This is a genomic window from Pseudomonas sp. C6002, from assembly GCF_013385805.1.
In the GTDB taxonomy this organism is placed as follows: Bacteria; Pseudomonadota; Gammaproteobacteria; order Pseudomonadales; family Pseudomonadaceae; genus Aquipseudomonas.
In genome coordinates this window covers 186,946-200,928 of sequence record NZ_JACAPH010000032.1, presented here as the reverse complement: position 1 = coordinate 200,928, position 13,983 = coordinate 186,946, and the positions used below count along the sequence as shown (strand labels likewise).

The window sequence follows — 13,983 nt, the reverse complement described above, 5'->3', positions numbered from 1 at the left end:
GCTTAGACGCAGGCTACATAAGTTGGCCGCGCGAACTGCTGGCAGGCCATCGATGTAGATACTTTTCACTGTCATTTTTAAATAGAAAGCCATGATGCCTCAGCCAACTCGCTTGTTCGGGCTGTGGTAGAGGTCAGCAAACATGTCAGCCATCGCTTCCTCACTGGGTTCTTCCTGCATTTGCACGCTGACAGCCCGGCTGACCAACTGATGACGGCGCGGCAGATGCAAATCATCCGGGATCCGCGGCCCGTCGGTCAGGTAGGCGACCGGTAATTCATGACTGATTGCCAGGCTCAATACTTCGCCCAGGCTTGCCGTCTCATCCAGTTTAGTCAGGATGCAACCCGCCAGCCCGCAGCGCTTGTAGCTGTGGTAGGCGGCGGTCAATACCTGCTTCTGGCTGGTAGTGGCAAGCACCAAATAGTTTCTGGATTTGATCCCGCGCCCGGCCAAGCTTTCCAGCTGCATGCGCAGGGCGGGGTCGCTGGCTTGCAGGCCGGCGGTGTCGATCAGCACCACGCGCTTGCGCAGCAATGGGTCGAGGGCGTTGGCCAGGGACTGGCCCGGGTCGACGTGGGTCACCGGCACATTGAGGATGCGGCCCAGGGTCTTGAGTTGTTCCTGGGCGCCGATGCGGTAGCTGTCCATGCTCACCAGCGCGATGTTCTGGGCGCCGTACTTGAGCACGTAACGTGCGGCCAGCTTGGCCAGGGTGGTGGTCTTGCCCATGCCGGCCGGGCCGACCATGGCAATCACACCGCCTTCTTCCAGGGGTTCGATTTCCGGGGTGACGATCATCCGCGCCAGGTGGGCCAGGAGCATGCGCCAGGCCTGGCGAGGTTCTTCAATTTGCGTGGTCAGTTGCAGCAGGTCGCGGGACAACGGGCCGGACAGGCCAATGCGTTGCAGGCGACGCCACAGGTTGGCCTGTTGTGGCTGGCTGCCCTGCAACTGGTTCCAGGCCAGCGAACCCAGCTGCACTTCCAGCAGTTCACGCAGGCCGTTGAGTTCGAAACGCATCGAGTCGAACACCCGCTGGTCTACCGCCGGCGCCGGGGCTGGCGCAGCAGGACGCGGTGGTTCAACAAAAGTCGGCTCTACCAGCGGCTCGGACGCGGTCAACGGCAGCCCGGCAAACAGCTGGCGATTGGTCGAGGCGTCGCTGTCGCCACGCATGCTCAGTTCAGCCTGGGCCGAGACAATGCGCGAAGCGGTCTTGCGCAGCTCGTCTTCCAGTTCCATGTTCGGCACACGCGGCGCCAGGGCCGAGGGTTTGTAATCCAGGGCAGCCGTCAGCTCCACACCGCCGGCAATACGACGGTTACCGATAATCGCAGCGTCGGCGCCCAACTCATCACGTACCAGTTTCATGGCCTGACGCATATCGGCGGCGAAAAAACGCTTCACTTGCATATCCCACTACCTCAGCCGTTGGGCCCTACTGTCGCGACGATAGTCACTTGCTTATTGTCAGGAATTTCCTGGTAAGCCAATACGTGCAAATTCGGTATAGCCAGGCGTCCAAACCGCGACAACATCGCCCGGACGGGGCCAGCCACCAGCAGGATCACCGGATGGCCTTCCATTTCCTGGCGCTGCGCGGCCTCGATCAACGAACGTTGCAGCTTCTCTGCCATGCTTGGCTCCAGCAACACGCCCTCATCAGCGCCCTGCCCAGCCTTCTGAATACTATTGAGCAATATTTGTTCCAACCTTGGTTCCAAGGTGATAACAGGCAGCTCGGAGTCAAGCCCTACAATGCTTTGGACGATTGCACGCGACAATCCGACGCGCACTGCAGCCACCAGGGCGGCAGTATCTTGACTCTTGGCGGCATTGTTGGCGATAGCTTCGGCAATGCTGCGAATGTCCCGCACCGGCACCTGCTCGGCCAACAGCGCTTGCAGCACCTTGAGCAGTTGCGAGGTGGACAGCACACCCGGTACCAGCTCTTCGGCGAGTTTTGGCGAGGCCTTGGCCAGCAATTGCAAGAGTTGCTGGACTTCTTCGTGGCCAATCAGCTCGTGGGAGTGCTTGTACAGAATCTGGTTGAGGTGGGTGGCGACCACAGTGCTGGCGTCGACCACGGTGTAGCCCAGCGACTGCGCCTGGCTGCGCTGGCTGATTTCGATCCATACCGCTTCCAGACCAAAAGCCGGATCTTTGGCGGTAATCCCGTTGAGGCTGCCAAACACCTGGCCCGGGTTGATCGCCAGTTCGCGGTCCGGGTAGATCTCGGCCTCGGCCAGAATCACCCCCATCAGGGTCAGGCGGTAGGCGCTCGGGGCCAGGTCGAGGTTGTCGCGAATGTGCACGGTGGGCATCAGGAAGCCCAGGTCCTGGGACAACTTCTTGCGCACACCCTTGATCCGCGCCAGCAATTGCCCACCCTGGTTGCGATCCACCAGGGGAATCAGGCGGTAGCCGACTTCCAGGCCGATCATGTCGATCGGGGTCACGTCGTCCCAGCCCAGCTCCTTGGTTTCCAGGGCGCGGGCCGGCGATGGCAGCAGTTCCTGCTGGCGCGCCACTTCCTGCTGGGCAATCACCTTGATGTTGTTTTGTTTTTTCCAGAACAGGTAGGCACCGCCGGCGGCCATGGCGGCCATGCTCAGGAACGAGACATGGGGCATGCCCGGCACGATGCCCATGATCGCCATGATGCCTGCCGCCACCGCCAGCGCCTTGGGCGAGGCAAACATCTGCCGGCTGATCTGCTTGCCCATGTCTTCGGAGCCCGAAGCACGGGTCACCATGATCGCCGCAGCTGTAGATAACAACAGTGATGGCAATTGCGCCACTAAACCGTCACCGATGGTCAGCAGGGCGTAAACCTTGCCGGCGTCGCCGAAGGTCATGCCGTGCTGGAAGATGCCGACCGCCATGCCGCCGATCAGGTTGATAAACAGAATCAACAGGCCGGCGATGGCGTCGCCGCGCACGAATTTGCTGGCACCGTCCATGGAACCGTAGAACTCGGCTTCCTGGGCGACTTCAAGGCGACGGGCCTTGGCCTGGTTCTGGTCGATCAGGCCGGCGTTGAGGTCGGCGTCGATCGCCATCTGCTTGCCGGGCATCGCGTCGAGGGTAAAACGCGCGCTCACCTCGGAAATCCGCCCGGCGCCCTTGGTCACGACCACGAAGTTGATGATCATCAAGATCGCAAAAACCACGATACCGACCACGTAGTTACCGCCGATCACCACCTCGCCGAAGGCCTGGATCACCTTGCCCGCGGCGGCGTGGCCGTCCTGGCCGTGGAGCATCACCACCCGGGTGGAAGCCACGTTAAGCGCCAGCCGCAGCAGGGTGGCGATCAGCAGGATGGTCGGGAATACCGCGAAATCCAGCGGCCGCAGGGCGTATACGCACACCAGCAACACGACGACCGACAGCGCAATGTTGAAGGTGAAGAACACATCCAGCAGGAACGGCGGCATCGGCAACATCATCATTGCCAGCATCACCAGCAACAACAACGGCACACCCAGATTGCCTCGCGAGAGGTCAGTCAGGGTGCCACGGGCCGTGCTGAGCATTTGAGAGCGATCCACCGGTATTCCTCGTTTCCTTGAAGCAAACTTTTGACGCCGGGAAGCGTCCTGGAGGCGGTATTGCAAGAAGCCTTCCAACTTTTGCTTGAGGAAGCAGATCGGTCTCACGAACAGCGAAGGGCTACCGCCGTACACACATCACCTGTGGCGAGGGAGCTTGCTCCCGCTGGGCTGCGCAGCAGCCCCGGAACGGCTTGCGCGTTTTTGCCTGAATAACCGCGATAGCTTTATTGGGGGCGCTTCGCACCCCAGCGGGAGCAAGCTCCCTCGCCACACAAGCTCGTTCGCGGGAGATGGCGAAACGTCCGACAGGTATTTAGGGTTGCATTGCCGTCAAAGGCTGATCGCTCCCTGCGCGGGAACGATCAGTCCCTGCCTAGACCAGACGAACCTTTTCCGCTTGCAGTCCTTTTGGACCTTGCACCACCTCGAACTCAACGGCCTGGCCTTCTTCAAGCGTCTTGAAACCGTCGCTCTGAATGGCCGAGAAGTGGACAAAAAGATCTTCGCCGCCTTCTTGCTTGATAAAGCCAAAGCCCTTTTCTGTGTTGAACCATTTGACCGTGCCTGTAGCCCTTGCCATTGCCGTTCTCCCGACATCTCGTGCGCAGACTGCATAGCGCAGCCAGCCTCATCACCTCAATCAAACCGCTAAAGGCAGGGGGATAGCTACTGTCAAAGTTGACAGGTAGGGGGTTTGGCTGGAGGGATAAGGTGGCTGTCAAGATGCCTTCGCGAGCAAGCTCGCTCCTACAGTGTGGGGGTATCAAGCATCTTTGAAGCCCGGCAAACCATGAGCAGCACGCCACGCCTTCACTGTCAGAGCAACTCCTTCGGCAGAGCTATCGTTACTCGGCGCAGGGTAGAAAATTAAGTCAGAACCATCCGGGTGCCCAGAGATCTGCCGAAATTGCTCAATCAATCCACCCAGGTCGGCATCAGTCCCACCCTTGTTGGCGATTAGTATTTGATTGATAAGGCTTACAAATTCTTCTTCTGTGTAATCAGTAATATTTGCCATATCTACTTACGACCTCCTGTGAAGATCAATATGATTTTTCGGGGTGTTTACCCTTAGATTGTCCACGTCATAAACGGCACCGCCATCAGCAATGCGCTCGATATGATGTATTTCGTAAGTGCTTCTTTGGCCCACAGAATCCTTGTCCCGAACAACAGGAGCGTTTCCGGTCGATAAACGATCCCGAGCACTCTGACTTAGCTGACCCAACAACTCAGGGTCATTGCTTATAGCCATCCAGAACGCCTTCCGAAACGAATCAAAACTGCCGAAGTTCTTTCCCCGCAATTGATCAGCGATTCGTGTCGGAATGGGCGCTCCGAGCCCCGCACCAGCACCTGCTAACCAGGGACCTGCTACATCCTGCCCTCGCCCCGTCACAACCCCTGGCTGAAGGCGCACATTCATCACGATATACAGCGGCTTCACACCCGAATCCGCCGGAAACACGAGAATAAAATCCTTGTATTCAGGCGGGTAAATCGGGTTGACGATGATGTTATCCGCTTGCTCGGGTCGGCGGGTAAATCCAGATGTTCGGAGCCTGCGGTGCGCCCTCCAATGGCGGAATACCGGAGGTGCTGGACGGATCAACCGCCGGCGTCCAGATCAGGGTCACCCCATCACCAAAGTCGGCCACTTGTTGGGCGCCCCGCGCCTGAAACTGCACAACCGGTATCATTTCCCAGTCAGGGCGTTTCTGGGTGTTGTATCCATACCCCTTCAAGGCCCCATCAGCTTGTTGCTCTACATACAACCGAAGCCGCGTACGGCCATTTTTCATCGAATGGAGCTGTTCGTCAGTGTACAAGCTACTGTCGCCAAGGCTCGAAGGCCAAAGCAACGCAACCAGACCGGCCAATGCGCTGCTGGCAACACCCGTCGTTACAGCACCGGCTGCCGCAGTACAAAGACCTCCACAGGAGGCTCCTGTAGTCGTCGTCGCCCCACCCAATCGCAGCGTTCCGAGCGCTGCCGGCAACTGGTTGCCCCTGATTTTCTTGAGAACGATGGTGCCCGCAGCGTCCGCCTCACGCCCACCCAGCAGGGCGAAGGTGCCGTAGTCGCCGACGGCCAAGGTGGGAATCGCCCCACTGAAATTCGTGTAGTCAATCGCACCATCAGGCAACGTACAGGGTTTGGTAAAGGTACAGGCCAATTGCTTTTCAATAGGTGCAGGCCTTGGCAGCGCCCCGATTGGCTCAGCAGGTGGCGACTCTGACCTCTCTTGCGCACGTGCCGGGTGGTAGCCACTTTCCAGCCCCCTCCACCACCGGCCGCTTGTGTCTTGGCTCAATGGACTGAACGGCTCATCCAGCACCAGGAACCAGTTCCCATGCTCTACCGCCTCTAGCATCTGGCGCAATTTAAACTCAGATAACCTATTACGATAAACGCCGTAGCAACCAAAGGCGGTTTTCAATTCATCCAGCCCCGTCATGTGCAGGTCTCTCTCCAAAGACCAACGGACATGACCGACCGCAAAAAATGGAGATTCGATCTTTTCAAAACCAATCCCTAATCGCTCACGATCTTGCCAGCGAATAAGTCGCTCCCACATAACAAAGTCCCTTAGCAACGCGTATCCGTGATTTCGAGGTTTATGCTTTGGCACGGGAAGGGATGTTGCTGAGCGACGCTAAACCAAACAACTGACCGTTCGGCCAGCTATGGGATGGAAAGCGAAACGTCCGACAGGTATTTAGGGTTGCTGGTGGGAAAGTCGATCTCTAGTCTTCGGACACCGCTGCAAACGCAGCGGGCGGGCGTCGCGGCCCGAGTGAATTCAGGGTACCTCCAGCATATTCTCCAGGAGCGTCACCATGACCAAAACAACTTCCCATAACCTGTGCAACGCCGAAAAAGGCGCTATCGAAGATAGCCATTCCTCCTCCCACAACGCCCCCGTCGTGCTATTCAGCGTAATCGACGGCCTCAGCACCGAAGACCTGCTGGTCAACCTCACCGAAACACTGGCTTCAGCCCATGCGCTGACCTGCGACTTTGCCTTTGAACTGGAAGGATCGCGGCGGGAAGGCGCGCTGGGGATTGCACAGTTAATCGAGGTGGGGCGGTTGCTGGCTGATCGAGTGCTGGATGACATAGCGCCCTTGCCGGCGACTTAAACGTTGCCATAGGCAATGCGAGATTTTTTGTTGCCTGGCCGGACGCCTTCGCGAGCAAGCCCGCTCCCACATTTGACCGCGTTTCTACAGGATATACACGGTCAAATGTGGGAGCGGGCTTGCTCGCGAAGAGGCCAGGAGGGACGCTACAAAATCAGGAATCCCGACGCAAATCCGGCGGAATCGGCAGGTCTTTGAGCGGATCCGGCCGCTTGCCCTTGCCCGCCCGGTACTGGCGGATCTGATACACGTACGCCAACACCTGAGCCACCGCCAGATACAACCCGGCCGGAATTTCCTGGTCCAGGTCGGTGGAGTAGAAGATCGACCGCGCCAACTCCGGCGATTCCAGCAGCAGGATGTCATTGGCGACCGCAATCTCGCGGATTTTCAACGCCGTGAAATCACTGCCCTTGGCCAGCAACATCGGCGCCCCACCCTTCTCCGGGTCGTACTTGAGCGCCACGGCGTAGTGGGTCGGGTTGGTGATGACCACATCAGCATCGGGCACCGAGGCCATCATCTTGCGCTGGGACATCTCGCGCTGCAGCTGGCGAATCCGCTGCTTGACCTCGGGCCGGCCTTCCTGGTCCTTGTGCTCGTCGCGCACTTCCTGCTTGGTCATCAGCAGTTTCTTGTGGCTTTCCCACAGCTGGATCGGCGCATCCACCGCAGCAATGAGGATCAGCCCGCAGGCCATCCACAGCGAACTCCAGCCCACCACTTGCACACTGTGGATGATCGCCAGCTCGATCGGCTCATGGGCGATGCGCAGCAGGTCGTCGATGTCGGACGACAACACCGTCAACGCCACAAACAGGATCAGGATGAACTTGGCCAAGGCCTTGAGCAGTTCCACCAGGGCTTTGGTGGAAAACATCCGCTTGAGCCCGGCCGCCGGGTTCATCCGGCTGAATTTGGGCGCCAGGCTGCCGGCGGCAAACAGCCAGCCGCCGAGGGAAATCGGGCCGATCAGGGCCGCCAGCAACAAGGTGATGAGGATCGGCTGCACCGCGAGGATCGCGATCTTGCCCGAGTGCAGCAGGTACAAGCCCATGGCGCCCGGGCTCAGCAGCACGTCGCGGGGCAGGGAGAAATTCAGGCGCATCAACTCCATCAGGTCCAGGGCCAGGCCACCGCCATAGATCAGCAGGCCGCCGGAACCGGCGAGCATGATCGCCAGGGTGTTGAGCTCTTTGGAGCGGGCAATCTCGCCCTTTTCCCGGGAGTCCTTTTTACGTTTCTCCGTGGGGTCTTCTGTCTTGTCCTGGCCACTCTCGCTCTCGGCCATGGCTTACCGCGCCCGCGCCAAGTCACGTAAAAACTGCAAGGCGTCGGTCGCCAGCGGTTGATACTGATTGAGAATGTCAGCCATGCCGACCCAGAAAATCCCCATGCCCAGCACCAGGGTCAACGGGAAACCGATGGAGAAGATGTTCAACTGCGGCGCCGCCCGAGTCATCACGCCAAAGGCGATGTTGACCACCAGCAGCGCAGTGATCGCCGGCAATACCAGCAGCAGGGATGCACCGAGCACCCAGCTCAAGCGCCCCACCAGCTCCCAGAAATGATTGACCACCAACCCGCTGCCCACCGGCAAGGTGGTGAAACTTTCGGTCATCACCTCGAACACCACCAGGTGGCCGTTCATGGCCAGGAACAGCAAGGTCACCAGCATCGTCAGGAATTGCCCGATCACCGCCACCGACACGCCGTTGGTAGGGTCGACCATGGACGCGAAGCCCATGCCCATCTGGATCGAGATGATCTGCCCGGCGATGACGAAGGCCTGGAAGAACAGCGTCAGGGAGAAGCCCAGCAAGGCGCCGATGATGATTTGCTCGGCGATCAGCATCATTGCACTGAGGTCCAGGGCATTCACCGGTGGCATCGGCGGCAAGCCCGGTACGATGACCACGGTGATCGCCACCGCGAAATACAGGCGGATGCGCCGTGGTACCAGGGTGGTGCCGAACACCGGCATGGTCATCAGCACGGCCGTGACCCGGAACAACGGCAGGATGAACGAGGCCACCCAGGTGCTGATCTGGGTGTCGGTCAAGGCCAGCATCGAATTCACGGGGTCAGCCGATCAACTGCGGAATACTGCCGTACAGCTGCAGGATGTATTCCATGAAGGTTTGCACCAGCCACGGGCCGGCGACGATCAGGGTGATCAGCATCACCAGCAGGCGCGGCAAAAAGCTCAGGGTCTGTTCGTTGATCTGGGTCGCGGCCTGGAACATCGCCACCAACAGGCCCACCAACAGGCTCGGCACCACCAGCACGGCGACCATCATGGTGGTCAGCCACAGGGCTTCGCGAAACAGGTCGACTGCTACTTCTGGCGTCATGGCCTACACCCCACCGAAACTGCCGGCCAGGGTGCCGATAATCAGCGCCCACCCGTCCACCAACACAAACAGCATGATCTTGAACGGCAACGAAATGATCAGCGGCGACAGCATCATCATACCCATGGCCATCAGCACACTCGCCACGACGAGGTCGATGATCAGGAACGGAATGAAGATCATGAAGCCGATCTGGAACGCGGTCTTCAGCTCCGAGGTCACGAACGCCGGCACCAGGATGGTCAGCGGTGCCATGTCGGGGCTGGCGATGTCGGTACGCTTGGACAACCGCACAAACAACTCGAGGTCGCTGGAGCGCGTCTGCGACAGCATGAAATCCTTGATCGGGCCCTGGGCCTTGTCGATCGCATCCTGGGCGGTCATTTTCTCCGCCAGGTACGGTTGCAGGGCTTGCTGGTTCACCTTGTCGAACACCGGCGCCATGATGAACAGCGTCAGGAACAGCGCCATGCCGGTGAGGATCTGGTTCGACGGCGTCTGTTGCAGGCCGAGGGCCTGACGCAGGATCGAGAACACGATGATGATGCGGGTGAAGCTGGTCATCAGCATCACGAACGCGGGGATGAAGCTCAGCGCGGTCATGATCAGCAGGATCTGCAGGCTGACCGAATACTCCTGCGCGCCCGCCGCGTTAGTGCCCAGGGTGATCGCCGGGATCGACAACGGGTCTGCTGCGTACGCCAGCGGCGCTGCCAGCAACAGCATGAGCGTCAATAAAACGCGCATTACTTCTTATCCTTCTGATCCTTGCCCAGCAACTCCATGAGGCGCTGGGCGAATTCCGGCGTGGCCGCTTGGGTCTGGGCCACTTCCACAGGCGACTTGAGCACGTGCAACGGGGTGATGCGACCGGGGGTGATGCCCAGCAGGATCTGCTCGTCGCCGACCTGCACCAGCACCAGCCTGTCTCGCGGGCCAAGGGCGCGTGAACCCACCAGCTCGATGACCTGGGCATTGCCCGGGCCGATGCGCTGCACGCGGCGCAGCACCCAGGCGAGCACGAAGATCAGCCCCACCACCAGCAACAACCCCAGCACCAACTGGGTGAGTTGCCCGCCCACACCGCTGCCGAGTGCCGGCGCAGCCGCCTGGGCAACCGGTTCTGCTGCCATTACGCTCAAGGGCAGCGTCGATAACAGTCCTACCAATGAGCGCTTCATATCAACGCAACTTCTTGATGCGTTCGCTCGGGCTGATCACGTCGGTCAGGCGGATGCCGAACTTCTCGTTGACCACCACCACTTCGCCATGGGCGATCAGCGTGCCGTTGACCAGCACGTCCAGCGGCTCGCCGGCCAGGCGGTCCAGCTCGATCACCGACCCCTGGTTGAGCTGCAGCAGGTTGCGGATGTTGATTTCGGTGCTGCCGACTTCCATGGAGATCGACACCGGGATGTCGAGGATCACGTCCAGGTTCGGACCGTCGAGGGTCACCGGGTCATTGTTCTTCGGCACGCTGCCGAACTCTTCCATGGGAAGGCGGTTGCCGACCGGTGCAGTGGCCGCATCGGCCGCCAGCAGTGCATCGATATCGTCCTGGCCGACATCGCCGGTTTCTTCCAGGGCAGCCGCCCACTCGTCAGCCAGGGCCTGGTCTTCGGCGGAAGTGTTTTCGTGTTCGGTAGCCATTACATGTCCTCGGCGGAGCAGAAATTAAGGTGGATCAGCGACGGTTGATCGGTTCGATCACTTGCAACGCCAGGTTGCCTTTGTGAGAACCGAGCTTGACCTTGAACGACGGCACGCCGTTGGCGCGCATGATCAGTTCTTCCGGCAGGTCGACGGGAATCACATCCCCCGGCTGCATGTGCAAAATATCCCGCAAACGCAGCTGGCGACGGGCCACGGTGGCGCTCAGGGGTACGTCGACGTCCAGCAGGTCTTCGCGCAGGGCTTTCACCCAGCGTTCGTCCTGGTCGTCGAGGTCGGACTGGAAACCGGCATCGAGCATCTCGCGCACCGGCTCGATCATCGAGTACGGCATGGTCACGTGCAGGTCGCCGCCGCCGCCATCGAGTTCGATGTGGAAGGTGGAGACCACAATGGCTTCGCTGGGGCCGACGATGTTGGCCATGGCCGGGTTCACTTCCGAGTTGATGTACTCGAAATTGACTTCCATGATCGCCTGCCAGGCTTCCTTCAAGTCGATGAAGGCCTGCTCCAGCACCATGCGCACCACCCGCAACTCGGTCGGGGTGAATTCACGGCCTTCGATCTTGGCGTGACGGCCATCGCCGCCGAAGAAGTTGTCCACCAGCTTGAACACCAGCTTGGCGTCGAGGATGAACAGCGCGGTGCCGCGCAGCGGCTTGATCTTCACCAGGTTGAGGCTGGTGGGCACGTACAGCGAGTGCACGTACTCACCGAACTTCATCACCTGCACGCCGCCCACTGCCACGTCCGCCGAGCGGCGCAGCATGTTGAACATGCTGATACGGGTGTAACGGGCAAAACGCTCGTTGATCATTTCCAGGGTCGGCATGCGTCCACGGACGATGCGATCCTGGCTGGTCAGGTCGTAGCTTTTGACGCTGCCGGGCTCGGCAGCCATTTCGGTCTGTACCAGACCATCGTCGACGCCATGGAGCAGCGCATCGATTTCATCCTGGGACAGCAGGTCCTGCACGGCCATGTCGTGATCCTACTGCAATACGAAATTAGTGAAGAGCACCTGCTCGATCACCGGTTTGCCGACTTCCTTCTGGGCCACTTCCTGCACGCTGGCAGTGACCTTCTGGCGCAGCATTTCCTGGCCCACCGGGGTGGCGAGGGTGTCGAAGGGTTGGGCGGAAAACAGCATCACCAGGTTGTTGCGGATCACTGGCATGTGCACCTTGAGGGCATCCAGGTCTGCCTGGTTACGCGCCAGCAGGGTAATGCTCACCTGCAGGTAGCGTTGACGGCCGTTCTGATTGAAGTTGGCGACAAACGCCGGCAGCATCGGCTCGAAGATTGCCGGTTGCTTGACGTTGGGGTTGACCTCGGCCGTGGCGGCCGGTTTGCTCTGGGCACTGTGCATAAAGTACCAGGTAGCCCCCACGGACAAGCCGATCGCCAGCAACAAGGCCAGGACAATCAGCAGGATAAGCTTGAGCTTGCCCTTGCCTGCGGGTGCTTTTGCTGCGTCGTCGCTCTTCGCCATGCCAATAATCCGTCACTATTCTGGGATTCATAGTTCTGGGGAAAGGCAAGAGCAAGTGTTATGCCAGAGTTGTCAGTTCGGTCACGGTTTCGCCGACACTGCAAAACCAATGTGGGAGCGGGCTTGCTCGCGAAAGCGGTGGATCAGCACCTGTAACGGTGACTGACACTCCGTATTCGCGAGCAAGCCCGCTCCCACATTTTGATCATCGCCAGGCCTCGGATCAGGCGTAGTAGTCCACGGCACTGGAGCCAATCACCGACTGCACCACCGGCGCGGCCACTTCAGCCACCTCACCGATACCGCCGCCATCAACCCCATCACCCCGCCCGCCACTGCCGCTGACGCCGCGAGCCTGGTTCTGCTGTTGCTGGTCCTGGCCCTGCTGCCCCTGCCAGCCACGGGACTGGTCCGACACGTTGACGTCGACCTGGCCCATGCCCTGCTGGGCAAACATCTCCCGCAGGCGGCCCGACTGGCTTTCCAGGGCTTCACGCACCACCGCATGGCCGCTCATGAAGGTGACTTGCGCCTGCTGGTCGGCGGACATCTTCACGCTGATGTCCAGGCGACCCAGCTCAGCGGGCTGCAACTGGATCTCTGCCGACTTGAGGTTGGCGCTGGACAGGTACATGACCCGGTTCACCACCTCATCGGTCCAGCCACTCTGGTGCATGGCCAATGGCGCGTTGGCCACCGGCGGCAGGGCATTCGCAGTTTTCGGCGTGGCAGCCTGGGTCAGCGCGGCGAGGCGGTTGGCGAAGTCATCGACACGGGTGTCGCTGCTGGCATCCTTCAAATCCTTGAGGCCGCCGTCGATCAGACCGGCAAAGGCTTTGTCGCCGCCCTGGTCGGTGCTGTCCTTGGACGCTTGCTGGTCGACCATATTGGCCAGGCCTGTGACGAAGTTTTGCGCGGCGGTCGGATGATCCTGGGTCGGGGCCGGGGCGGTTTTTGCCGGGGCCTGGCTGCTGGCGGACACGTGTCCGCCCTGTTCCATGGCCAGGCGCACGGCGGGCATTGCATCCAGCGGATCGGCCTCGGGGTCGAAGGCGGGCTTGGCGTCGTCGGTCGCGGCCATCGGTGGCGCCACGACTGGCTGGTTCTTGTCATCCTTCGCGGTGGCCGGCGTCGGGGTCTCGACGGGCGCCGGCGTAGCGGGGACGGGGACAGGGACTACCGCGGCCATCAGCGCCGGGTCTACGGCGGGGTCGACCGGAGGTTGCTGGGCCAGGGACGGATCGTCTGCCGGGGCATCGCCGTCTGACTTGGCGGTGGTGTCCGGGGTGTCCGCCTTGGCCGGCGGGTTGGCAGGCAAAGTCTTGCCGTTATCGGCAACCGATGGCGTACCGGCGGCAGGCTTGTCGTTGTTGGCGACGGGCTTGGGGCTGTTGTCCGCAGGCTTGTCGCGGGTGGATTTGATGGGGGTGTCGACAGGTTTTGCCGCAGGCGCAGGGGCCTGGTTGGCGAACACCTGAGCGAAGCCCAGGGCCTTGTCCCGCGGGTTCGCAGCCACTGCCGGTGGATTGGCAGCGGGCGCTTGAGGCTTGGCCGCAAGGGCTGCCTGAAGGAGCGAATTCGGGGTGATTGCCATAGTCAAGAGTCTCCGCCGCACAGGGGTCGAGGGTGCGGTAACAGGAGATAGAGCAAGAGTTGGGCCAGGTTTTGGTTTAAGGGTGTATATCCGTTATTTGGGTGAGGGCTTGTATAGGGTCTTGAGTGTTGAAGAGCAAAAGCAACAGCCAAATCAAAAGCGGGCACG

Annotated in this window: 14 protein-coding genes and 1 pseudogene; 1 reads left to right on the top strand and 14 read right to left on the bottom strand. The window is 60.4% G+C overall.

All coding sequences use genetic code 11. The annotated features are described in order from the left end of the window. Nucleotides 1–99: 99 nt before the first annotated feature. The 5 genes and pseudogenes from flhF to HX817_RS24415 all read right to left on the bottom strand — a co-directional run bounded on the left by flhF (nucleotide 100) and on the right by HX817_RS24415 (nucleotide 6,139). On the bottom strand, nucleotides 100–1,416 hold the full coding sequence (gene flhF, locus HX817_RS24435; protein ID WP_003214543.1) for a flagellar biosynthesis protein FlhF: 1,317 nt from the start codon (nucleotides 1,414–1,416) through the stop codon (nucleotides 100–102). An 11-nt stretch (nucleotides 1,417–1,427) separates the two neighbouring features. Next, nucleotides 1,428–3,542: a flagellar biosynthesis protein FlhA gene (flhA, locus tag HX817_RS24430; RefSeq protein WP_023659255.1), complete on the bottom strand. Its 2,115-nt coding sequence runs from the start codon at nucleotides 3,540–3,542 to the stop codon at nucleotides 1,428–1,430. Nucleotides 3,543–3,933: 391 nt separating this feature from the next. Further along, on the bottom strand, nucleotides 3,934–4,140 hold the full coding sequence (locus HX817_RS24425; RefSeq protein WP_087694327.1) for a cold-shock protein: 207 nt from the start codon (nucleotides 4,138–4,140) through the stop codon (nucleotides 3,934–3,936). Between the two features lie 183 nt (nucleotides 4,141–4,323). Beyond that, a complete protein-coding gene (locus HX817_RS24420) occupies nucleotides 4,324–4,578 on the bottom strand; it encodes a bacteriocin immunity protein (RefSeq protein ID WP_177041432.1) in 255 nt (84 codons plus the stop codon). A 6-nt stretch (nucleotides 4,579–4,584) separates the two neighbouring features. Continuing rightward, nucleotides 4,585–6,139: pseudogene (locus HX817_RS24415) on the bottom strand (S-type pyocin domain-containing protein). Between the two features lie 262 nt (nucleotides 6,140–6,401). Between HX817_RS24415 and HX817_RS24410 the strand changes: the two are divergent. After that, on the top strand, nucleotides 6,402–6,704 hold the full coding sequence (locus HX817_RS24410) for a DUF6124 family protein (protein ID WP_256345567.1): 303 nt from the start codon (nucleotides 6,402–6,404) through the stop codon (nucleotides 6,702–6,704). 154 nt (nucleotides 6,705–6,858) lie between these two features. On the opposite strand, the gene flhB is transcribed toward HX817_RS24410, so the two are convergent. From flhB to HX817_RS24365, 9 genes are all read right to left on the bottom strand, one after another. Then, the gene (gene flhB / locus HX817_RS24405; protein ID WP_087694331.1) at nucleotides 6,859–7,995 is read right to left on the bottom strand and encodes a flagellar biosynthesis protein FlhB; all 1,137 of its coding nucleotides are present in this window, start codon (nucleotides 7,993–7,995) and stop codon (nucleotides 6,859–6,861) included. Between the two features lie 3 nt (nucleotides 7,996–7,998). Then, a complete protein-coding gene (fliR, locus tag HX817_RS24400; protein WP_003214551.1) occupies nucleotides 7,999–8,775 on the bottom strand; it encodes a flagellar biosynthetic protein FliR in 777 nt (258 codons plus the stop codon). A gap of 13 nt (nucleotides 8,776–8,788) precedes the next feature. Then, a complete protein-coding gene (fliQ, locus tag HX817_RS24395) occupies nucleotides 8,789–9,058 on the bottom strand; it encodes a flagellar biosynthesis protein FliQ (RefSeq protein ID WP_003214552.1) in 270 nt (89 codons plus the stop codon). Between the two features lie 3 nt (nucleotides 9,059–9,061). Next, nucleotides 9,062–9,805, bottom strand: coding sequence for a flagellar type III secretion system pore protein FliP (gene fliP, locus HX817_RS24390; protein WP_003214554.1), 744 nt, complete (start codon nucleotides 9,803–9,805; stop codon nucleotides 9,062–9,064). Continuing rightward, nucleotides 9,805–10,239, bottom strand: coding sequence for a flagellar biosynthetic protein FliO (fliO, locus tag HX817_RS24385; RefSeq protein ID WP_023659254.1), 435 nt, complete (start codon nucleotides 10,237–10,239; stop codon nucleotides 9,805–9,807). The genes fliP and fliO overlap by 1 nt, the downstream gene beginning before the upstream one ends. A 1-nt stretch (nucleotide 10,240) precedes the next feature. Further along, nucleotides 10,241–10,708: a flagellar motor switch protein FliN gene (fliN, locus tag HX817_RS24380; protein WP_003214557.1), complete on the bottom strand. Its 468-nt coding sequence runs from the start codon at nucleotides 10,706–10,708 to the stop codon at nucleotides 10,241–10,243. 34 nt (nucleotides 10,709–10,742) lie between these two features. Next, nucleotides 10,743–11,711, bottom strand: coding sequence for a flagellar motor switch protein FliM (gene fliM / locus HX817_RS24375; RefSeq protein WP_003214559.1), 969 nt, complete (start codon nucleotides 11,709–11,711; stop codon nucleotides 10,743–10,745). Nucleotides 11,712–11,720: 9 nt separating this feature from the next. Further along, a complete protein-coding gene (fliL, locus tag HX817_RS24370; protein ID WP_003214560.1) occupies nucleotides 11,721–12,221 on the bottom strand; it encodes a flagellar basal body-associated protein FliL in 501 nt (166 codons plus the stop codon). 223 nt (nucleotides 12,222–12,444) lie between these two features. Beyond that, entirely contained in the window at nucleotides 12,445–13,815 is a 1,371-nt protein-coding gene (locus tag HX817_RS24365; protein ID WP_177041430.1) for a flagellar hook-length control protein FliK, read from the bottom strand. Nucleotides 13,816–13,983: the final 168 nt, after the last annotated feature.

Coding starts and splice junctions, on each gene's coding strand:
- flhF (WP_003214543.1), bottom strand. CDS start 1,416: ATGCAAGTGAAGCGTTTTTTCGCCGCCGATATGCGTCAGGCCATGAAA.
- flhA (WP_023659255.1), bottom strand. CDS start 3,542: ATGCTCAGCACGGCCCGTGGCACCCTGACTGACCTCTCGCGAGGCAAT.
- HX817_RS24425 (WP_087694327.1), bottom strand. CDS start 4,140: ATGGCAAGGGCTACAGGCACGGTCAAATGGTTCAACACAGAAAAGGGC.
- HX817_RS24420 (WP_177041432.1), bottom strand. CDS start 4,578: ATGGCAAATATTACTGATTACACAGAAGAAGAATTTGTAAGCCTTATC.
- HX817_RS24410 (WP_256345567.1), top strand. CDS start 6,402: ATGACCAAAACAACTTCCCATAACCTGTGCAACGCCGAAAAAGGCGCT.
- flhB (WP_087694331.1), bottom strand. CDS start 7,995: ATGGCCGAGAGCGAGAGTGGCCAGGACAAGACAGAAGACCCCACGGAG.
- fliR (WP_003214551.1), bottom strand. CDS start 8,775: ATGCTGGCCTTGACCGACACCCAGATCAGCACCTGGGTGGCCTCGTTC.
- fliQ (WP_003214552.1), bottom strand. CDS start 9,058: ATGACGCCAGAAGTAGCAGTCGACCTGTTTCGCGAAGCCCTGTGGCTG.
- fliP (WP_003214554.1), bottom strand. CDS start 9,805: ATGCGCGTTTTATTGACGCTCATGCTGTTGCTGGCAGCGCCGCTGGCG.
- fliO (WP_023659254.1), bottom strand. CDS start 10,239: ATGAAGCGCTCATTGGTAGGACTGTTATCGACGCTGCCCTTGAGCGTA.
- fliN (WP_003214557.1), bottom strand. CDS start 10,708: ATGGCTACCGAACACGAAAACACTTCCGCCGAAGACCAGGCCCTGGCT.
- fliM (WP_003214559.1), bottom strand. CDS start 11,711: ATGGCCGTGCAGGACCTGCTGTCCCAGGATGAAATCGATGCGCTGCTC.
- fliL (WP_003214560.1), bottom strand. CDS start 12,221: ATGGCGAAGAGCGACGACGCAGCAAAAGCACCCGCAGGCAAGGGCAAG.
- HX817_RS24365 (WP_177041430.1), bottom strand. CDS start 13,815: ATGGCAATCACCCCGAATTCGCTCCTTCAGGCAGCCCTTGCGGCCAAG.